At 55.5% G+C, this 18948-nt stretch carries 21 protein-coding genes, 1 tRNA gene and 1 pseudogene; 11 read left to right on the forward strand and 12 right to left on the reverse strand.

The genetic code is table 11. The annotated features are described in order from the left end of the window. Window positions 1-78: 78 nt before the first annotated feature. The 5 genes from CKW31_RS17075 to CKW31_RS17095 all read right to left on the reverse strand — a co-directional run bounded on the left by CKW31_RS17075 (window position 79) and on the right by CKW31_RS17095 (window position 3621). Window positions 79-519, reverse strand: a complete 441-nt coding sequence (locus tag CKW31_RS17075; protein ID WP_095097437.1) for a tol-pal system YbgF family protein — start codon at window positions 517-519, stop codon at window positions 79-81. 3 nt (window positions 520-522) lie between these two features. Continuing rightward, window positions 523-954, reverse strand: a complete 432-nt coding sequence (locus tag CKW31_RS17080; RefSeq protein WP_095097440.1) for a M48 family metallopeptidase — start codon at window positions 952-954, stop codon at window positions 523-525. Window positions 955-1046: 92 nt separating this feature from the next. After that, on the reverse strand, window positions 1047-2546 hold the full coding sequence (locus tag CKW31_RS17085) for a M10 family metallopeptidase C-terminal domain-containing protein (RefSeq protein WP_095097443.1): 1500 nt from the start codon (window positions 2544-2546) through the stop codon (window positions 1047-1049). 499 nt (window positions 2547-3045) lie between these two features. Next, entirely contained in the window at window positions 3046-3327 is a 282-nt protein-coding gene (locus CKW31_RS17090) for a HigA family addiction module antitoxin (protein ID WP_095097446.1), read from the reverse strand. A 15-nt stretch (window positions 3328-3342) separates the two neighbouring features. Beyond that, window positions 3343-3621 carry a type II toxin-antitoxin system RelE/ParE family toxin gene (locus tag CKW31_RS17095; protein WP_095097577.1) on the reverse strand — a complete coding sequence of 93 codons (279 nt, stop codon included), beginning with the start codon at window positions 3619-3621 and terminating at the stop codon, window positions 3343-3345. Window positions 3622-4112: 491 nt separating this feature from the next. Here CKW31_RS17095 and CKW31_RS30105 point away from each other — a divergent pair. Further along, window positions 4113-4258, forward strand: a pseudogene (locus CKW31_RS30105) (integrase); the annotation flags it as partial. A gap of 129 nt (window positions 4259-4387) precedes the next feature. Here the strand turns inward: CKW31_RS30105 and CKW31_RS17105 are convergent. Beyond that, window positions 4388-4475 (reverse strand) — tRNA-Ser (locus CKW31_RS17105). Between the two features lie 122 nt (window positions 4476-4597). Between CKW31_RS17105 and CKW31_RS17110 the strand changes: the two genes are divergently transcribed. The 7 genes from CKW31_RS17110 to CKW31_RS17140 all read left to right on the forward strand — a co-directional run bounded on the left by CKW31_RS17110 (window position 4598) and on the right by CKW31_RS17140 (window position 8858). Further along, on the forward strand, window positions 4598-5269 hold the full coding sequence (locus tag CKW31_RS17110) for a Bax inhibitor-1/YccA family protein (RefSeq protein ID WP_027899209.1): 672 nt from the start codon (window positions 4598-4600) through the stop codon (window positions 5267-5269). Window positions 5270-5372: 103 nt separating this feature from the next. Further along, window positions 5373-5765 carry a sulfurtransferase complex subunit TusD gene (gene tusD, locus CKW31_RS17115; protein ID WP_095097449.1) on the forward strand — a complete coding sequence of 131 codons (393 nt, stop codon included), beginning with the start codon at window positions 5373-5375 and terminating at the stop codon, window positions 5763-5765. Between the two features lies 1 nt (window position 5766). Further along, a complete protein-coding gene (gene tusC / locus CKW31_RS17120) occupies window positions 5767-6129 on the forward strand; it encodes a sulfurtransferase complex subunit TusC (RefSeq protein WP_095097452.1) in 363 nt (120 codons plus the stop codon). Then, entirely contained in the window at window positions 6129-6425 is a 297-nt protein-coding gene (gene tusB / locus CKW31_RS17125) for a sulfurtransferase complex subunit TusB (protein WP_095097454.1), read from the forward strand. Before tusC ends, tusB begins: the two co-directional genes overlap by 1 nt. Next, a complete protein-coding gene (locus CKW31_RS17130) occupies window positions 6422-6757 on the forward strand; it encodes a TusE/DsrC/DsvC family sulfur relay protein (RefSeq protein WP_095097456.1) in 336 nt (111 codons plus the stop codon). Before tusB ends, CKW31_RS17130 begins: the two co-directional genes overlap by 4 nt. Further along, window positions 6754-7755 (forward strand): glycosyl transferase family protein, encoded by a 1002-nt coding sequence (locus tag CKW31_RS17135; protein ID WP_095097459.1) that lies wholly within the window; start codon window positions 6754-6756, stop codon window positions 7753-7755. Before CKW31_RS17130 ends, CKW31_RS17135 begins: the two co-directional genes overlap by 4 nt. Window positions 7756-7850: 95 nt before the next feature. Further along, the gene (locus CKW31_RS17140; protein ID WP_095097462.1) at window positions 7851-8858 is read left to right on the forward strand and encodes a glutathione S-transferase family protein; all 1008 of its coding nucleotides are present in this window, start codon (window positions 7851-7853) and stop codon (window positions 8856-8858) included. Between the two features lie 182 nt (window positions 8859-9040). On the opposite strand, the gene cysG is transcribed toward CKW31_RS17140, so the two are convergent. The 6 genes from cysG to ftsK all read right to left on the reverse strand — a co-directional run bounded on the left by cysG (window position 9041) and on the right by ftsK (window position 16548). Beyond that, entirely contained in the window at window positions 9041-10435 is a 1395-nt protein-coding gene (gene cysG, locus CKW31_RS17145) for a siroheme synthase CysG (protein ID WP_095097465.1), read from the reverse strand. Further along, complete coding sequence (gene serS, locus CKW31_RS17150) at window positions 10436-11716, reverse strand: serine--tRNA ligase (protein WP_095097468.1); 1281 nt, start codon at window positions 11714-11716, stop codon at window positions 10436-10438. Between the two features lie 16 nt (window positions 11717-11732). Then, window positions 11733-12107 (reverse strand): fluoride efflux transporter CrcB, encoded by a 375-nt coding sequence (gene crcB / locus CKW31_RS17155; protein WP_095097471.1) that lies wholly within the window; start codon window positions 12105-12107, stop codon window positions 11733-11735. Beyond that, window positions 12107-13429 (reverse strand): replication-associated recombination protein A, encoded by a 1323-nt coding sequence (locus CKW31_RS17160; protein WP_095097474.1) that lies wholly within the window; start codon window positions 13427-13429, stop codon window positions 12107-12109. The genes crcB and CKW31_RS17160 overlap by 1 nt, the downstream gene beginning before the upstream one ends. A 19-nt stretch (window positions 13430-13448) precedes the next feature. Continuing rightward, on the reverse strand, window positions 13449-14072 hold the full coding sequence (gene lolA, locus CKW31_RS17165; protein WP_095097477.1) for an outer membrane lipoprotein chaperone LolA: 624 nt from the start codon (window positions 14070-14072) through the stop codon (window positions 13449-13451). A gap of 73 nt (window positions 14073-14145) precedes the next feature. Then, a complete protein-coding gene (gene ftsK / locus CKW31_RS17170; RefSeq protein ID WP_095097480.1) occupies window positions 14146-16548 on the reverse strand; it encodes a DNA translocase FtsK in 2403 nt (800 codons plus the stop codon). A gap of 502 nt (window positions 16549-17050) precedes the next feature. Here ftsK and aat point away from each other — a divergent pair. The 3 genes from aat (at window position 17051) to infA (ending at window position 18819) form a co-directional block, all read left to right on the forward strand. Next, window positions 17051-17761, forward strand: a complete 711-nt coding sequence (gene aat, locus CKW31_RS17175) for a leucyl/phenylalanyl-tRNA--protein transferase (RefSeq protein ID WP_095097483.1) — start codon at window positions 17051-17053, stop codon at window positions 17759-17761. Window positions 17762-17792: 31 nt separating this feature from the next. Then, on the forward strand, window positions 17793-18500 hold the full coding sequence (locus CKW31_RS17180) for an arginyltransferase (RefSeq protein ID WP_095097486.1): 708 nt from the start codon (window positions 17793-17795) through the stop codon (window positions 18498-18500). 100 nt (window positions 18501-18600) lie between these two features. Next, window positions 18601-18819, forward strand: a complete 219-nt coding sequence (gene infA / locus CKW31_RS17185) for a translation initiation factor IF-1 (RefSeq protein ID WP_002553999.1) — start codon at window positions 18601-18603, stop codon at window positions 18817-18819. Window positions 18820-18948: the final 129 nt, after the last annotated feature.

The following is an 18948-nucleotide window of genomic DNA, read 5'->3' on the forward strand; positions in this document are numbered from 1 at the left end:
AGATACTTCTTTTTGCACGTTGCAGTGCTATTGCCGATGCATAACGATTGTTTTTATTGACAGGTGTTTACTGTGACGCTAGTGAAGGTGGTTTTTATTAACTGCCAAACTATGCTTTACAAGATTCAGGTATTTCTCATCTTCTTCTGAAAAAATCTCCTCACCTTCCAGCATATAAGCTTTGCATAAATAGTCGACACCTTCATGTTTGCCCTGTTCATGAAGTGACTGCCCTAAACGCATCATGATGAAAGGGTTGAATGCACCTTCGGGCCCATTCATGGCGTCATGGAGCGCCTCAATGGCATGCACATAGTCCTTCATGCCAAACAGCGCGTCAGCGATGCCAGCTTTTAGCCACGTGTAGGCTTCCCAAGTGTTGCAAGGAGCGGGCAATAAACTGAGTGCTTCTTCGAAAATATTCAAGGCACTTGGGTATTCACCATCGTCCATAAACGAGTTTCCCAACTCACTCATTTCAGAAATTTTCTCGTACAGTTCGTCATCGAGTTCCAGCATGATTTACACCTCTATATTGTCAAGATAGAAGTTCAGGTGCTTATTATCGTAGCCCTGAAAAGCTCTTTTCTTACCCAGCTTGTAAGCCTTGTCAAAATATTCAATGGCAAGCTCTTTTTCGCCAAGCTTATGGCATATGATTGCAAAATCGATAAAACTGCTGGTTTCTCGTGGTGGTTTTGTCTCCATTGCAATAACGGCCCATTGCCTGGCTTCCGTATAGTTTCCCAAATCGACAAACACGTGAGAAATACAACTGGAAATCCAGTTGGCAAGATCCCATTTCGTGGGCGGAGCAGGCAGTAACCCCCACGCCTCGTTATACTTTTCAAGTGCCTTGGCGTGATTGTTCTGAATTTCCAATCTATTACCAGACTCTACCAAGTCTACAATTTTTTGGGAAAGCTCACTATTTGAAATGTCCAGGTCTTCCATAAAGTCCTCAGTCACTAAGCTCCAGTATGTTGCCTTGACAATACACGATCTAAACTCGCCTCGGTCTCCAAAACCTCGACGAGTTTGATACATCACCAAGCCAACTGGGCATCTACCGGCGTAACACCTACCAATTCAATAGCGCCATCGGTGGCATGCTCAACCGATGAAGTGGTATTCGCGACGACCAAGTTATCTGCGGTGAAGGTCTTGGTAAAGGTGCCTTGCAAGCCAATCTCAAAACGCTGGCCGTCAGTATTCAGGTCATAATCCTTTAGGTAAGTGCGGTGAAGGTCTTTGTCATACACCAGCTTCAACGTACCGTCAGTGCCATCGCCCAGGCCTGTATAACCGAGAGCCGATACATCAATCTTGTCATGGGCCACGTCAAACCCCGTAATCAGGTCAGCGGCGCCATGAACGCTGTCACTGCTATCCAGATAACGGAAAACGTCAACCCCTGCACCACCTGCAAGTGCATCGCCTGCCCCGCCGCCAATCAGGACACCGCCGTCGTTCGGGGTGTGCAGCGAATCCCAACTTTGTTTCCCGGTCAGCGTTTGCCCGGCGTTGTCGTGGTTGTTATCACCCGCGAAAATAAATCCATCGGCATCCTGATACGCAGTGCTGCCGTGCCTGTCAGCCTGGTCTATGTACACTTTGAAGCGGTTGCCTTGCGCATCGGTTTCAAAAGACTGGGCCACAATATGCCCTGCGGTTTTGTCATAGGCATAACTGAGCGTGCCATTGTAACCATCACCCAAGCCGGTGAAGCCGAGCGCGGACACATCCAGTACATCCCCGCGAAACAGGTTGAATCCGCTGATCAAGTCGACACTGGAAACTCCGGAAGCATCGTTGACGTAACTATCGCTGACTTGGTGGTAAAGGAAGGTCTCCGTATTGATGTTGCCGATCATGTGATCGGCACCTGCACCACCATCCAGTACGTTGTCGATCTTTCCGCCATGCAGGGTGTCGTCTCCGTCTCCACCATTGAGCACGTAGTGCTTGGTGCTCGAACTGTAGTCGAGGACATCGTTGCCGACGGTGCCATCGTGACGCAGTACAAAATTTGAGGTACTCAGTTTGCCTGAATAATCGCCAGCCAGCCGAAGCTCAAAGAAATCGCCGACGGCATCCTTGTCCAGCGAACGCAGGTAGGTGATATCCGCAGATGCGTCATAACTCACGGCCAAATCCCCATTGTGGCCGTTACCGACCCGCTCCAGGCCAAGGGCGGTTAGATCCAGCACGTCATACTGACTAAAGCCGGTAATCAGATCGGAGTGGGAGCCTTGGGCGTTGGCGTAACTGTCGGTGAGCGATGTGAACACGAATTCCACACCACTTCCGTAGGTTGCGCCGCCAACCAGAGTATCTACCCCTGCCCCGCCTACCAATTTATCGTCATCGCCGTGGCCATCCAGGGTGTCATTCCCGGCACCGCCGAACAGGTAGTCTTTCACATAGGTACCGCTCACTACATCGTCGCCAGCCGTACCGGTATAGGTGTTGAAAGATGGCCTATCGTGAAAGGCAGCTTGCTCGTCCAATACGGTTGGCAGGGCAGATTTAAAAACCGTCGACATAATAGTTCGCCTGAACAGGAAGGAAATTCACCATGGATAGACTTCTCAGCCGTTCCTGAATTCAAGGGCTCGCATCAATGTGCGCGATTTTATCGAGGCGCCGTGCAGATCAGGGGTGTGAGCCGAATTCCCGACAGTTGGAATCACCCCGAGCACACTGGGTTCCAGTCCTAGGTATGAAGTAACGCCCGTCACGGCCCCGCGCCTGACTCAGGCAGCGGCGGTGGCAGCTTGCGGGTTTTGCCACACACCGACCAATGCACCGTTGCTCAGGGACAGATCGTCAAAGCGAACGGTTCGAATACGGCGCAGGGCAGCAGCGGATGCGGATTAACGACGTGTAGGAGAGATAGTGAAAGCGGGTCGATAGGCACTGGAAAAGCGATGAACTGCGGACGTTTTGGCAGCCTTGCGCCACCAAACCCCAAAACGAAAAAGCCCTGAATAAACAAGGCTTTTGTCACAGAATTCACCCAATAAAAGATGGGTATTCAGACGGCTAAGCAGCGACCAAGCGATCAACATCTGGCTGAGAACGATGTTCAGCCTGCCAAAGGTCATAATTCATTTGAAGCCCAAGCCAAAAACGAGCAGTAGAAAGGCCCGCTCGCTCAAGTCGGACAGCCAAATCAGGACTAATGGGAGACCGCCCATTGATGACTCGCGAAAGCATTTCCCTTGAAAAATGCAGACGCCGAGCCATTTCGGCAATCTTGATATTAAGGTCTGGCAACATGTCGTGGAGCATTTCACCAGGATGGGGTGGATTGTGCATGGCCATCGGCGGCCCTCCTTTTCAGTGGTAATCAAGGTAATCGACCAGTTCGACGTCCGTTTCGATGAATCTAAAAATTATCCGCCAATTACCGCTTATGGTCATCGACCAAAACCCTGCCAATTGGCCTTTGAGTGAGTGCAGACGGTAGCCTGGCAAACCCAATTCAATGGGGGCGCTTGCCTCGTCCAAGGCTGCGAGTACAAAGCGCAGACGCTTTTCATGATCGGCTCGAATCCCTTTCGTCGTACCTGTTTCGTAAAAAGCCTTAAGGCCCTTGTGTTGAAAACTTTTGATCATCGCCCAAGCCTTGAGTGTGAAACGATTATTCACGGTTTGCAAGCATTGAGATGTTCGGATAACGACTGCCTGGCTCGTATGCTTACTAAGAGGGATTACGAAGACCAAGCCATGCAGCTGCCATTCGAGAGCTGTTCTTGAAGCAACAACCATCACCTCTGCATGCGCAAAAGGTAGTCCCTATCGGACTCGGACAAATCTCTGAGTAGTGCCAGAAAATTCTGCTCTATAGGGGTTAAATCGGAACTCTCGTCTACAGTGCGATCAAGATCGTCCTTGATATCGTTTTCTGGCCGCAGGTGTGCAGCTCCGATGAGTAAAACCCAGTGGAGGTCACATGCGGTTGAGGGGGCAGGAGCGTAAAAGCCGAGGACGCCTCGGGGAAATCGAATCGAGTTATTTCTTAAGCCAAGCAGCCTTGGCCATAGCGCCGATGATGAGGTGGATGGCCTGCTAGTCAGCGTCGGAAATGAGCCCTGTACGACGCTGTCAGAAATTTCCAGTCTAGGGACATCCGCCCCAGGATGCGTATGAAATTGATGATCTGGGGGACGCCAGTCGGCTCGTGGGGCACAGCGATAAGCGGATTACTGAGACTTTCTATCGTCGCTTAAGGGAGATTGTGAAACAGACCCGATTAAGCCTTTTTTCGCTTTATTTTAGGAAACGATCCAAAAGATGCGAAAACGATCGTGATTTCCCAAACGGGATTCTCAACCCCACAAACGAAAAAGCCCTGAAATTCAGGGCTTTGACGTATCTAAGATGGCGGAAGCATAGAGATTCGAACTCTAGGACCTGTTACAGTCGGCAGTTTTCAAGACTGCTGCCTTAAACCACTCGGCCATACTTCCGTTTGCATTGCGGGCGCCATAATACCGGAATGAAACACGCTGTCAAACTCTCTGGGTGGCTGATTTCAAGTCGTCTGTTATGATCTTTGCAACTCAACATTTCAACCACTAGGAGTTTCGCCATGCGCGAACAGGATTACGCAGTTAATAACGGCGTGCAGGCCGATCAGCTAGAGGTTAGCCGCGTCCTGCGCAACACATACGGCCTTCTGGCTCTGACCCTTGCTTTCAGCGGTGTCATGGCTTTTGTCGCGCAGCAGATGCGCGTTGGCTACCCAAACATTTTCGTTGTGCTGATCGGTTTCTATGGTCTGTTCTTCCTCACCAATAAACTGCGCGATTCGGCGTGGGGTCTGGTGTCGGCATTCGCGTTGACCGGTTTCATGGGTTTCCTGCTGGGCCCGATCCTCAACCGTTACCTGGGTATGCAGGGCGGCGCTGAAGTTGTTAGCTCGGCATTCGCCATGACGGCCCTGGTGTTCGGTGGTCTGTCGGCTTACGTGCTGATCACCCGCAAGGACATGAGCTTCCTGGGTGGCTTCATCACCGCTGGTTTCTTCGTCCTGCTGGCGGCGGTGCTGGCGAGCATGTTCTTCCAGATCAGCGGCCTGCAGTTGGCGATCAGCGCTGGCTTCGTGCTGTTCTCGTCGGTCTGCATTCTGTTCCAGACCAGCGCGATCATTCATGGTGGCGAGCGTAACTACATCATGGCGACCATCAGCCTGTATGTTTCGATCTACAACCTGTTTGTCAGCCTGTTGCAGATCTTCGGCATCATGAGCCGTGACGACTGATTCAGCTGTCCCGCTTCATCATAAAGCCCGCTTAGCGGGCTTTTTGCTGTCTAGTGCTCGTGAATTCTTTATCATTGGCCAAGTTTTCTGCTCAGAGCCCGTCATGAAGTTCGCGATCAATCTGTTCAGCGCAGCCCATGCGCCCTCCTCGCGCCGCGCCCTGCTATTTGCACAGGCGGCGCTGGCAGGGGGGCATGAGATTGTGCGGCTGTTCTTCTATCAGGATGGCGTCCACAGCGCGTCGGCCAATGTCGTGACGCCTCAGGACGAACACGACCTGCCCTCACAATGGCAAGACTTCATCAGCCGGCATCAATTGGACGGCGTGGTGTGCATCGCGGCCGCTTTGCGCCGTGGCGTACTCAATGATGAAGAAGCGCAGCGCTATCAGCGACCAGCGGCCAATCTGCTGACCCCGTGGGAATTATCCGGATTAGGTCAGTTACACGACGCCGCGCAGACGGCCGATCGCGTGATCTGTTTCGGAGGGCCTTGAAGTGGCTAAATCAATGTTGATCATCAGCCGCCAGGCGCCATGGTCCGGACCGGGCGCGCGCGAGGCGCTGGATATCGTATTGGCCGGTGGTGCGTATGATTTGCCCGTCGGCTTGCTGTTTCTGGACGATGGCGTCTTTCAGTTGTTGCCGGACCAGAATGCCAAGGCTTTGCAACAGAAGGACCTGACCGCCAACCTCAAGGCGCTGTCGATGTTTGGCGTCGAAGATATCTATGCCTGCGGCACCAGCCTTGCCGAGCGTGGCATCCTGCAGGAAGCGGTGGATGAGGAAATCATTCAATTGCCGCAATCTGCGGAAATCGCCGCACTCATTGACCGCTACGATCACGTGATCACAATCTGATGTCGACTCTGCATGTTTTATCTCATTCGCCCTTCACCGACACCCGCCTGACCAGTTGCCTGCGCCTGCTCGGCCCGGCTGACGGCGTGCTGCTGTGCGGCGAGGCCACTTACGCGCTGACGGACTCGACAGCGCCACTCCAGGCACTGCAAGCGCTGAGCGCCAACGAAGTGTTCGTGCTTGACGAGGATATTCAGGCGCGGCGCATGGCGGCGCCAGACTGGGTCAAAGTCGTTGACTATCCAGGCTTCGTCGAGCTCTCCATTCGCTTTGACAAGGTCAACACGTGGCTATGAACGAGCTGAACATGGCGGGGCAAATCATTGCTCTGGATAAGGACGGCTTCCTGCAAGACCTTGATGACTGGTCGATGGATGTTGCCAACGCGCTATCCGCCCGGGAAGGTATCGACCTGAGTCCCGAGCACATTGAAGTGTTGCTGTTGCTGAGGGACTTCTACAGCGAGTTCCAGCTTTCACCCGCGACCCGGCCGTTGATCAAATACACGGCCTTGAAGCTGGGTCCGGAAAAAGGCAACAGCATGCACCTCAACCGCCTGTTCAACGGCACTCCCGCCAAACTCGCCGCCAAGCTGGCGGGCCTGCCCAAGCCGACTAATTGCATATGACTGACTACGCCCCACTTGTCCTTGAAACACCCGTCGAGCATCCGTTCGCACAATTCGTCCGCATCCTGGGCAAAGGCAAACGCGGAGCGCGCAATCTGACCCGCGAAGAAGCCCGTGAAGCCATGGGCATGCTCCTTGATGAAAAGGTCGAAGAAAGCCAGCTAGGTGCTTTTCTGATGCTTTTACGCCACAAGGAAGAAAGCCCGGAGGAATTGGCAGGCTTCACTGAAGCATTACGCGAACGCTTGAACGCCCCGCCACTTCAGGTCGATATCGACTGGCCCACTTATGCGGGCAAGAAGCGCCATTTGCCCTGGTACCTGCTGGCGGTTAAATGCCTGGCCCAGAACGGGATACGTATCTTGATGCACGGCGGCGGTGCACACACAGCCGGGCGGCTGTACACCGAACAATTGCTGGATCTGCTAGGCATTCCATTGTGTCGTAACTGGCAAGCGGTGGATCAAGCGCTGCAACAGCACAACCTGGCGTTTTTCCCCCTAGGCGACTGGGCTCCACAATTACAACGCATGATCGATCTGCGTAACACCCTCGGATTGCGTTCGCCGATTCACTCTCTGGCTCGTATCCTCAATCCGCTCAACGCAAGGTGTGGCCTGCAAAGCATTTTTCACCCCGGCTACCAGGGCGTTCATCGTGACGCCAGCGGCTTGCTCGGCAACCACACCATCGTCATCAAGGGCGATGGCGGCGAGGTGGAAATCAATCCAGACACCATCAGCCATCTTTACGGCACTACAGACGGGCAACCATGGGATGAAGAATGGCCAGCCCTGTCGGATCGTCGCCATGTGAAACCGGCAACTCTGGACCCGCAGCAACTCGTCGCGTTGTGGAAAGGTGAAGTCGAAGACAGCTATCCGCAACTTGCACTGATTTCGACGATGGCTCTGGCCCTGCGCGGCTTGGGATTGCCCCGCGCAGAGGCATTTGCACAGGCTGAAGTTTTCTGGAAAAACCGTAACACATCAATTTAACCGATCATTACTCCCCACCCTTTGCGTTATTTGTTCGAACGAATCGGCCTAGACTCTTCTCCAACGCACATAAGCACACCATTTTGGAGTTAGATATGGGCCTCCTCGTTGAAGGACGCTGGCAAGACCAGTGGTACGAAAGCAGCAAAGATGGCGCGTTTCAGCGCGAGCAGGCGCAACGCCGTAACTGGATCACCGCAGACGGTCAGCCAGGACCGTCGGGTGAAGGCGGCTTCAAGGCCGAAGCCGGGCGCTATCATCTGTACGTATCGCTGGCCTGCCCCTGGGCTCACCGCACGCTGATTTATCGCAAGCTCAAAGGCCTCGAAAGTGTAATCGACGTGTCCGTGGTCAGTTGGCTGATGCGCGAGCACGGCTGGACCTTCGATACCGAGAAAGGCTCGACGGGCGATCCACTCGATAATCATGAATTCCTCTATCAGCGCTATCTGGCTGACACGGCAGACTACACCGGCCGCGTCACTGTGCCCCTGTTGTGGGACAAAAAGCTGCAGCGCATCGTCAGCAACGAATCAGCGGAAATCATCCGCATGTTCAACAGTGCGTTTGATGACCTGACCGGTAATCGTCTGGACCTCTATCCGGACGCCTTGCAGTCGCCGATCAATGCGTTGAACGACCGCATTTATCCGGCGGTAAATAACGGCGTGTATCGCGCGGGCTTCGCCACCTCTCAAGGAGCCTATGAAGAGGCTTTTGATGACGTGTTTGCCGAACTCGACGCACTGGAAAAGCTACTGGGCGAGAAGCGCTATCTGACGGGTGAATACCTGACTGAAGCGGACGTGCGCTTGTTTACCACCATCGTGCGCTTCGATCCGGTGTATCACGGGCACTTCAAGTGCAACCTGCGACGGATTTCGGACTATCCGAACCTGAGCAACTGGATGCTGGAGTTGTATCAGTGGCCGGGCATTACCGAAACGGTGGATTTCACGCACATCAAGCATCACTACTACGAGAGCCACGGCACTATTAATCCGACTGCTGTGGTGCCTAAAGGCCCGCTGCAGAATCTGGACAGAGCGCATGATCGCGAGCGACTGACAGGACGTGGTATCTGGAGCAAGACAGGCGCTTAACCTTGGCGCTGTCTTGCGCCACCCAGGGTCAAAACCACTGTAGGAGCGCACGAGCACCGCGAGGCCGCGATTGCGATCTGTCTGATACACCGCTATCGCGGCCTCGCAGTGCTCGTGCGCTCCTACAGGTCAGATGTTTGCCCCGAGACACCGACAGGCATTACTTCAGGTGGTCGACTGAATTAGACCGTAGCCTGAGCCCCTTCAAACCAGGCGAGTTTTTCACGCAGCTTGACCACTTCACCCACGATTACCAACGTCGGCGCATGGACTTCATGCTCCGCGACCATTCGTGGCAGATCGGCCAAAGTGCCTGTGAACACCCGCTGACTGGAGGTGGTGCCCTGCTGAATCAATGCTGCCGGGGTATCAGCGGATCGGCCGTGCTTGATCAGTTGCTCACAGATAATCGGCAGACCGATCAGCCCCATGTAAAACACCAGGGTCTGTGCGGGCGCTACCAGGTCACTCCACGGCAGATCACTGGTACCGTTTTTCAAGTGCCCGGTGATGAAGCGTACTGATTGCGCATGATCACGGTGAGTCAGCGGAATACCGGCATAGGCCGCGCAACCGCTGGCTGCCGTGATACCCGGTACCACCTGAAATGGAATGCCGTGAGCCGCCAGTTCTTCAATCTCTTCTCCGCCACGGCCGAAGATGAACGGATCACCGCCCTTCAACCGCAGAACACGCTTGCCCTGCTTGGCCAGATCAACCAGTTGCTTGTTGATCTCGTCTTGCGGGACGGCGTGATCAGCACGGCGCTTGCCTACATAGATCCGCTCGGCATCACGTCGGCACAGATCCAGAATCGCCGGCGCCACAAGGCGGTCATACAGCACCACATCGGCCTGCTGCATGAGGCGCAGCGCACGGAAGGTAAGCAAGTCCGGGTCACCCGGTCCTGCACCTACCAGATAAACTTCACCGGGAGCATGCGGCGCGTCGCCTGCAATCTTGGCGATCAGCAAACGCTCTGCTTCAGCGCCCTGCCCGGCCAGTTGCCGGTCAGCAATCGGGCCCTGGAAAACCTCTTCCCAGAAGGCACGGCGCTGGGTTACGTCCGGAAACAGATTCTTCACCTGACTACGGAAACGCGCCGCCAGCCCGGCCAGTTGACCGTAAGTCGACGGAATCCAGGTTTCCAGCTTGGCGCGAATCAAACGCGCCAGCACCGGAGCATCGCCGCCGCTGGAAACCGCGATGACCAGAGGCGAGCGGTCGACAATGGCCGGGAAGATCACGCTGCACAGAGCAGGCGCATCCACCACGTTGACCGGCACACAACGCTGCTTGGCATCCTGAGACACCTGAGCGTTGAGAGGCTCGTCATCGGTGGCAGCAATGATCAGCACGCAGCCATCGAGATCACTGACGTTATAGCCGCGCAGAATCAGGTGCCCACCACTTCGCTCAACCAGTTCGCGCAGTTGCGGCTCGATCTCTGGCGCGACTACCCGAATCACAGCACCGGCCTCGGCAATGAGGCGGGATTTGCGCAATGCAATCTCGCCACCGCCCACGACCAGCACTTGGCTGCCACGCAGGTTATGGAACAGCGGCAGAAATTCCATCTAGCCGATGACCTCAAGGCCGCCCATGTAAGGTTTGAGCACGTCCGGCACGCGGATCGAACCGTCGGCCTGCTGGTAGTTTTCCAGCACAGCAACCAGGGTGCGGCCAACCGCCAGACCCGAACCGTTCAGGGTGTGAACCAGTTCTGGCTTGCCGGTTTCCGGGTTGCGCCAGCGAGCCTGCATACGACGCGCCTGGAAATCACCGCAGTTGGAGCACGACGAAATCTCGCGGAATTTATCCTGGCTGGGAATCCATACTTCCAGATCGTAGGTTTTAACTGCGCTGAAGCCCATGTCGCCCGTGCACAGCGCCAGAACGCGGTAAGGCAGCTCCAGCAGTTGCAAGACGCGCTCAGCGTTAGCCGTCAGGCTTTCCAGGGCTTCCATGGATTTTTCAGGCTCGACGATCTGGACCATCTCGACCTTGTCGAACTGGTGCTGACGGATCATGCCGCGAGTATCACGACCCGATGCGCCTGCTTCGCTGCGGAAGCACGGAGTATGAGCCACGAACTTCAACGGCATCTGCTTGGCGTCGAGGATTTCGCCGGACACAATATTGGTCAGCGAGACTTCCGCAGTCGGGATCAGGTACAGATCCGCCTCGCCTTCGCGGGAGATCTTGAACAGGTCTTCTTCAAATTTCGGCAATTGACCGGTGCCCTGCAACGCTGGCGCCTGAACCAGATAAGGCGTGTAAGCCTCTTCATAGCCGTGCTCGTTGATATGCAGGTTGATCATGAACTGCGCGAGTGCACGATGCAGGCGCGCAATCGGACCACGCAGCAACGCGAAACGGGCACCGGACAGCTTGGCGGCGGTTTCAAAATCCAGCCAACCGTATTTCTCGCCCAGCGCAACGTGATCCTGTACCTGGAAGTCAAACGAGGCTGGAGTGCCCCACGTACGGACTTCGACGTTCTCGTCTTCGTCAGCGCCAACCGGAACCGATTCGTGAGGCAGGTTCGGCATGCTCAGAAGCATGGCGTCCAGTTCTGCCTGAATACCATCCAGTTCTTTCTTGCCGGTGTTGAGCTCTTCGGCCATACGGTCGATATCGGCCATCAGCGGCGCGATATCTTCACCGCGTTGCTTGGCCTGACCGATGGATTTGGAACGGGAATTACGCTCGGCCTGAAGCTGTTCAGTACGGGTCTGAACGGTCTTGCGCTGAGCTTCCAGCGCTTCGATGCGGGCAACGTCCAGTGTAAAGCCACGGGAAGCCAGGCGATCCGCTACGTCCTGAAGTTGGGTACGTAACAGTTTGGAATCGAGCATATCGTTCTCTCGTTTATTAAAGTCTGGTGAGGGACAGGCCAACCCACGTCGCGAGCAGCCCGCCGAACACGCTGATACCGGCATAGCCAAGAGCTAACGGCATTTGCCCGCTTTCAAGCAGGCGCAGCGTATCCAGTGAAAAGGATGAAAAGGTCGTAAGACCCCCAACAAAGCCGACGATCAGGCCGGCGCGAATCTCTATCGGTACTTCCGGGCGCAGCAAGAAAAGGCCGTAGAGCACACCGATGATCAGGCAACCGACGATGTTCACCGCCAGGGTTGCCGCGTAAAAATGCCTTGGCCAGTTCGCGCTGACCCAAGTGCCAGCAGCGAAGCGCAATAATGTACCAGCGATACCGGCAATCGACACCGCAAGAATGGTTTTGAACACTACTTTCTCCGTTGACGAGGGCTGGAAGCATCCAGAGCAGCCAGATGCTTGAGCTTTTCACCGATTTTCAGTTCCAGGCCACGCGGCACCGGCTGGTAATAATGACGTGGCTCAAGGTCGTCGGGAAAGTAATCTTCACCCGCCGCATACGCATCCGGCTCGTCGTGGGCATAACGGTACTCTTCGCCATAGCCCAGCTGTTTCATGAGTTTGGTCGGCGCATTGCGCAGATGCAGCGGGACTTCCAGCGAGCCGTGTTCAGTGGCTTCGCGCATTGCCGCCTTGAAGCCCATGTAAACGGCATTGCTTTTCGGCGCACAGGCCAGATAAACAATCGCCTGAGCCACTGCCAGTTCCCCTTCCGGGCTGCCCAGTCTTTCCTGAACATCCCAGGCCGACATGCATAATGGCAACGCGCGGGGATCAGCATTACCGATGTCTTCACTGGCCATGCGCACCACGCGGCGCGCCAGATACAGCGGGTCGCAACCGCCATCGATCATGCGTGCAAACCAATACAATGCGGCATCGGGGTTGGAGCCGCGAATGGATTTATGCAGGGCAGAAATCTGGTCGTAGAACGCTTCGCCACCTTTGTCGAAACGACGACGGCTATCGCCCATCAGGCTTTGAAGTAGCTCCAGGCTGATTTCCGAGCCGTCTTCCGCAAGGTCTGACGCGTTCTCCAGTAAATTCAGCATGCGCCGACCGTCACCGTCGGCAGCGGCCATGAGCATGGCAAAACCTTCGTCACTCAGACTCAACTGGTGCTTGCCCAGTCCGCGCTCTTCGGTCAGCGCACGATTCACCAGCTTGCGCAGCGCGGCTTCATCAAGGCTCTTGAGGACATACACCCTGGCCCGGGACAGCAACGCGTTGTTGAGCTCAAACGAAGGGTTTTCAGTGGTAGCGCCAATGAAGATCAGCGTCCCGTCTTCGACATAAGGCAGAAAGGCATCCTGCTGGGACTTGTTGAAGCGGTGTACTTCATCGACAAACAAAATGGTGCGACGGCCGTACTGTCCGGCTTGCTGTTTGGCGACTTCCACCGCCTGACGAATCTCTTTGACCCCGGCCAGCACCGCAGAAACCGTCTCGAAGTGCGCATCCGAAACTTTCGCCAGCAACCGGGCCAGTGTGGTTTTGCCGACACCGGGCGGTCCCCAGAAAATCATCGAATGCAGAGCACCCTGCTCCAGCGCCTCGCGCAGAGGCTTGCCGTGAGCCAGCAAATGCTCTTGACCGACATACTCGTCCAGATTGGTCGCACGCAACCGCGCGGCCAATGGTTGAGCAATCGGTTCACTTCGAAACAGGTCCATGGACAACCGTTAAAACCTCTTATTCCTGAATGACGTCAGCGCCTTTCGGAATCTGGAACTGGAATTTGCTCGCCGGAATCGCCTCATTGGCTTTCACCCCGGTGAACAGGATATTGGTGCGCTGGCCGACACTGTCAATCAACTGCATGTCATTGATAACGCCGTTACGGAACGACAGACGCAGGCTGTCGAACAGCGTGTCCTTGGTTTTAGGCTTGAGGGTGAAATCAATCACGCCGCCGGCTTCCTTGGCAGTAATGTCAAAACTTTCGCTGATCTTCGACACGTCACCGGACAGCAACAGTGCAGGCGTCTGGGTCAGACGCTGGTCGAGGGTCTTGATCGTGACCTGCTCCAGGTCCGGGTCCCACAGGGAAACCTTCTTGCCGTCGGAGACCATCAGTTGCTCCTGCGGCGCGTCGGTGTGCCAGTTGAACAGGCCCGGACGCTGCAAGGCCATTTCGCCCGACGTTTCCTGCAACTGAGTGCCGCCGCCGTCCAGGGTCAACTGGGAAAAACGCGCAGTCAGGGTTTTGGACGTCTCCAGCAACTGGGTCAGACGAGCGACGTCTTTGCTATCGGCGTGCGCCGGAATCGCGGAAAAGGTCAGTGCAGTTACCAACAACATGCGGAAAAGACGCATGGGAGTCCTCATTGAGTTCGGTGGAGTCTCGCCAGCAATCGAACGCTGGCGAGGCATTTATGGACGTGCGCGATCAGTCGCGCATCGGGCCCGGCGCGATCACTTCACGCGAGCCGTTGGTGTTCATGGAGGTCACTACGCCCGCCATTTCCATCGCTTCGATCATCCGGGCGGCGCGGTTGTAGCCGATCTTCAGCTTGCGCTGTACCGCAGAAATCGAAGCACGACGGCTTTCAAGCACAAATTTGACCGCCTCGTCATACAGCGCATCGCTTTCGCTGTCTTCGCCACCTTCACCACTGCCGCCGTCGAAGCCGCTACCGGCCTCCTCGACACCCGCAAGAATGTCGTCGTTGTAATCCGGCGTACCACGCAGCTTCCAGGCCTCCACTACACGGTGTACTTCTTCATCGGAGACAAAAGCGCCGTGGACACGAATCGGCAGGCTGGTGCCCGGAGGCATGTAAAGCATGTCACCGTGACCCAGCAGTTGTTCGGCGCCGCCCTGGTCGATGATGGTCCGCGAGTCGATCTTGCTCGACACCTGGAACGCCATACGCGTCGGGATGTTGGCCTTGATCAGACCGGTGATCACGTCAACCGAAGGGCGCTGGGTCGCCAGAATCAGGTGGATACCCGCGGCACGAGCCTTCTGGGCAATACGCGCAATCAACTCTTCGACCTTCTTGCCGACGATCATCATCATGTCGGCGAACTCGTCCACCACCACAACGATAGTCGGCAGTTTGGTCAGCAGCGGTGCTTCGTCATGAATACTTTCACGCTTGTACAGAGGATCGGCCAGCGGCGTACCTGCTTCCTGAGCTTCCTTGACCTTCTGGTTGAAGCCCGAAAGATTACGCACGCCCATCTTCGCCATCAGCTTGTAGCGACGCTCCATCTCGGCAACGCTCCAGCGCAAGGCGTTGGCGGCGTCCTTCATGTCGGTCACGACCGGGCACAGCAGATGCGGAATGCCTTCGTAGATCGACAGCTCAAGCATTTTCGGGTCGATCATGATCAGCTTGGCGTCTTCCGGTCCGGACTTGAACAGGATCGACAGGATCATGGCGTTCACGCCCACCGACTTACCGGAACCGGTCGTACCGGCCACCAGCAAGTGAGGCATTTTCGCCAGGTCAGTGATGACCGGCTTACCACCGATGTCATGGCCCAGCGCAAGCGTGACCGGTGACTTGGCGTTGTCGTATTCAGGCGTCGACAGGACCTCGGAGAAACGCACGATCTGCCGGTCTTCGTTGGGAATCTCGATACCGACCGTGGTCTTGCCTGGAATGACTTCAACCACACGAACGCTGGTCACGGCCAGGGAACGCGCAAGGTCTTTGGCCAGGTTGGCGATACGGCTGACCTTGACGCCTGCTGCTGGCTGGATTTCGTAGCGGGTAATCACCGGCCCCGGATGAATGGAGTCCACCGATACTTCGACACCAAACTCCTTGAGCTTGATTTCCAGCAGGTGGCCAACGGCAGCGAGGGACTCAGGGGAATAATTGAGCTGCTTCTTTTCCGCCGGATCAAGGATCGAGATCGGCGGCAAGGTGCCTTCTACAGCGCTATCAACGAACAACGGGGCCTGTTTTTCCTTCAGCACACGCTTGCTTGGCTCGGGAGCCTTGGCGGGAGCTGGAGCAATGACGGCCGGAATATGGGTTTCACGAGCGGCCATGTGCGTGCTCAAGGCCTTCTCACGCTCGATCAGGCGTTCCTTGGCCTTGGCCTGCTCACGACGATCAGATGTAGCAGGCGCGACCACTTCGTTCACGCGGTCATCCACTTCACGCAGTTGCGCAACCATCTGCTTGCGCTCATTGCGCGCCGCCCACCAGTTGTTGACCGCGTCGTAAAACAGCTCGAACAGATCAAGGGTGATCTTGCCGGTCACATCCATGACCTTGAACCACGACAGATCGGTAAACACCGTCAGGCCAAACAGGAACAAGGCAATGAATAACAGTGTGCTGCCCTGGATATTCAGGGCTTTCTTGGCCATATCACCAAGAATCTCACCCAGTACACCGCCGGCCGAGCCCGGGAAACCTGCTGCGAAATGGAAGTGGATATGCGCCAGCGCAGCACCGGCAAGCACCAGAAATACCAGACCGATCAGCCGCCACGAAAACAGCCAGCCACTCCACTGCCATGGTTCATGACGATGACGAAACACCTGCCAGGCCTTGACGGCCAGCAACAGCGGGAAGATGTAGGCGAAGTAACCCAGGACCATGAACAGAATGTCGGCGCAGAATGCACCAGCACGGCCAGCAGCATTCTGAACTTCAACCGAACTGCTGGTATGACTCCAGCCAGGATCGTTCTGATCATAAGTCAGCAACGCCATCATCAAATACAGGCACAGCGCGCCAAAGGCGATCAATGCACCTTCCTTGAGCCGGTAGTGCAATTGCTGCCGCCAGAGCGGAACGGGGCTGGGTACTGCGGTGGATTTCTTCAAAACGCTTTTATTCCTGCGCTATAGCGCGAACATCTGGTGATTGACTACCAACGACTGAATCTGCAAAACGATTGTCAGGCCATACAGCTTGAACGGCAGACTGCAAAGCGCGCATTGTACGGATTTGTACGCCTGATGCCACGGTAGCATCCTGCCTTGTAAACAGCGTTCTGGCCGGGTAGTTTCGGATTGTGGTGCAGGACGAAGCTTGCCTTGGCTGATGGTCAGACGCCCCTTGATTGCTGAACACTAGTCTGGCGTGGACATGGCCCATCTTCAAGCACCGTTGCAAACGTTGAATTTGAGCATGCATTCTCTTTCGTGACAAAGACTTATGCCGCATTTTTTAACCGGACGATCAATTGCCCATACCGCTTCACGTATCAAGGACCACGCACAGGACGCTTGCGTGTAACAGACGACCGATTATGACCACGACTGCTGCATGGAGTTGCAATCGCGCTGCCTCCCCCGCCCTCCCCTTCTGCAAAGTGCTGCCCTTATGCTGACCTGGTTAAAACGTGACAACCTGACTTTTCCACCGCTGGAAAAAGCCTTGCGCGAACCCGACGGCCTGCTTGCTGCCGGGGGCGACCTGTCTCCGGACCGATTGGTGCAGGCTTATCGCCATGGCTGCTTCCCGTGGTTTCAGGATGAGCAGCCCATTCTCTGGTGGTCACCCGACCCTAGAACCGTGATATTCCCTGAGGAACTCCATGTTTCGCGCAGCCTCGCTAAACTGATACGTCAGGAGCGCTATCGCGTGACTTTCGATGAGGATTTCGCTGCCGTGATCCGTGCGTGCGCCGGACCGCGTGCCTATGCCGACGGCACCTGGATTACCGGCTCAATCCAGGCCGCTTATCTGGAACTGCATCAACGTGGCTACGCCCACAGCGTCGAAGTGTGGGACAACGACATGTTGGTTGGCGGGCTTTATGGACTGGCGATGGGTCAGCTATTTTTTGGCGAGTCGATGTTCAGTCGGGCCGACAATGCCTCCAAGGTTGGCTTTGCAACACTGGTCGAGCGCTTGAAAGCCTGGGGATTTGTACTGATTGATTGCCAGATGCACACCAATCATCTGCAAAGCTTCGGCGCCCGGCCTATCTCACGCAAGACTTTTTCCGATTTCCTGACTCGGCACCTGGATCAGCCCAATCAAGCCGACTGGTTGCCTAGGCGAGTTCACCAGGCTGACATACACTCTTGATAACGATTTATTTTTTGCGGTGGGGGCAATCATGACAGAGCTGGCGCGGCTGAAGTTTTATGCCACTCAACCCCATTCGTGCAGCTACCTGCCGGAAGAACAGGCTACTACGTTGTTCCTGGACCCCAGCCAGCCAATGGACGTGCAGGTTTATGCCGATCTTTCCGACATGGGCTTTCGCCGCAGCGGCGACCATCTCTATCGGCCACATTGCCAAAACTGCAGTGCTTGCGTGCCTGCGCGCATCCCGGTAGACCTCTTTGTGCCTGACAGGCAGCAAAAACGCATTTTCAAACGCAATGCCGACATTGAAGTGCACTGCACTAAACCGCGCTTTACCGAAGAATATTTCGACCTTTACCAACGCTATATCGAACAGCGTCATGCTGACGGGGACATGTTTCCGCCTAGTCGCGATCAATTTTCGACTTTTTTAGTGCGTGACTTGCCGTTCTGCAGATTCTACGAGTTTCGCCTGGATAATCGTCTGCTGGCCGTAGCCGTTACCGACGTATTGCCCAACGGTCTTTCTGCGGTTTATACCTTTTACGAACCCACCGAAGAACGCCGCAGTCTGGGGCGTTACGCCATTTTGTGGCAGATAGCCGAAGCCGCACGCCAGCAGCTGTATGCGGTGTATCTGGGCTACTGGATCAAGAACTGCCAAAAGATGAATTACAAGACCCAATATCGGCCCATCGAGCTGCTTACAAACCAAAGATGGATCACTCTTTATTGAAGACCTTGGCTTAACCGGCATTTTTCGGGCACAATGCACGCCGCTTTTGCCTGGCGCCACTTGCACCGGGCCACTCATTAGATACCGAGGGCTTTACTGCATGTCGAAAGAAGACAGCTTCGAAATGGAAGGCACTGTCGTCGACACCCTGCCCAACACCATGTTTCGTGTGGAGTTGGAAAACGGGCACGTCGTAACCGCGCATATCTCCGGCAAGATGCGCAAGAACTACATCCGTATTCTTACCGGTGACAAGGTGCGTGTTGAACTGACGCCCTACGACTTGAGCAAAGGGCGCATTACTTACCGCGCCCGATAAGCAAGTCTTAACAAAAACGCCCGGCTTCTGCCGGGCGTTTTTGTGCGCCCGGGTTTTACGTAGGTACATCGATTCCCTGTGGGAGCGGTGCTTGCCCGCGATAAGGCTGGACGCGGTTCACTCTGGATC

Origin of the sequence: Pseudomonas sp. Irchel 3A5 (genome assembly GCF_900187575.1) — a bacterium.
Classification (GTDB): Bacteria; Pseudomonadota; Gammaproteobacteria; order Pseudomonadales; family Pseudomonadaceae; genus Aquipseudomonas; species Aquipseudomonas folii.

Bases quoted from the DNA above. Each gene is read 5' to 3' on its own strand.
- CKW31_RS17080 (WP_095097440.1), bottom strand. From the start codon at position 954: ATGGAAGACCTGGACATTTCAAATAGTGAGCTTTCCCAAAAAATTGTA.
- serS (WP_095097468.1), bottom strand. From the start codon at position 11,716: ATGCTCGATTCCAAACTGTTACGTACCCAACTTCAGGACGTAGCGGAT.
- CKW31_RS17180 (WP_095097486.1), top strand. From the start codon at position 17,793: ATGACAGAGCTGGCGCGGCTGAAGTTTTATGCCACTCAACCCCATTCG.
- CKW31_RS17085 (WP_095097443.1), bottom strand. From the start codon at position 2,546: ATGTCGACGGTTTTTAAATCTGCCCTGCCAACCGTATTGGACGAGCAA.
- CKW31_RS17075 (WP_095097437.1), bottom strand. From the start codon at position 519: ATGCTGGAACTCGATGACGAACTGTACGAGAAAATTTCTGAAATGAGT.
- CKW31_RS17110 (WP_027899209.1), top strand. From the start codon at position 4,598: ATGCGCGAACAGGATTACGCAGTTAATAACGGCGTGCAGGCCGATCAG.
- CKW31_RS17095 (WP_095097577.1), bottom strand. From the start codon at position 3,621: ATGATCAAAAGTTTTCAACACAAGGGCCTTAAGGCTTTTTACGAAACA.
- tusD (WP_095097449.1), top strand. From the start codon at position 5,373: ATGAAGTTCGCGATCAATCTGTTCAGCGCAGCCCATGCGCCCTCCTCG.
- CKW31_RS17160 (WP_095097474.1), bottom strand. From the start codon at position 13,429: ATGGACCTGTTTCGAAGTGAACCGATTGCTCAACCATTGGCCGCGCGG.
- CKW31_RS17140 (WP_095097462.1), top strand. From the start codon at position 7,851: ATGGGCCTCCTCGTTGAAGGACGCTGGCAAGACCAGTGGTACGAAAGC.
- CKW31_RS17090 (WP_095097446.1), bottom strand. From the start codon at position 3,327: ATGGCCATGCACAATCCACCCCATCCTGGTGAAATGCTCCACGACATG.
- aat (WP_095097483.1), top strand. From the start codon at position 17,051: ATGCTGACCTGGTTAAAACGTGACAACCTGACTTTTCCACCGCTGGAA.
- CKW31_RS17130 (WP_095097456.1), top strand. From the start codon at position 6,422: ATGAACGAGCTGAACATGGCGGGGCAAATCATTGCTCTGGATAAGGAC.
- infA (WP_002553999.1), top strand. From the start codon at position 18,601: ATGTCGAAAGAAGACAGCTTCGAAATGGAAGGCACTGTCGTCGACACC.
- CKW31_RS17135 (WP_095097459.1), top strand. From the start codon at position 6,754: ATGACTGACTACGCCCCACTTGTCCTTGAAACACCCGTCGAGCATCCG.
- tusB (WP_095097454.1), top strand. From the start codon at position 6,129: ATGTCGACTCTGCATGTTTTATCTCATTCGCCCTTCACCGACACCCGC.
- cysG (WP_095097465.1), bottom strand. From the start codon at position 10,435: ATGGAATTTCTGCCGCTGTTCCATAACCTGCGTGGCAGCCAAGTGCTG.
- lolA (WP_095097477.1), bottom strand. From the start codon at position 14,072: ATGCGTCTTTTCCGCATGTTGTTGGTAACTGCACTGACCTTTTCCGCG.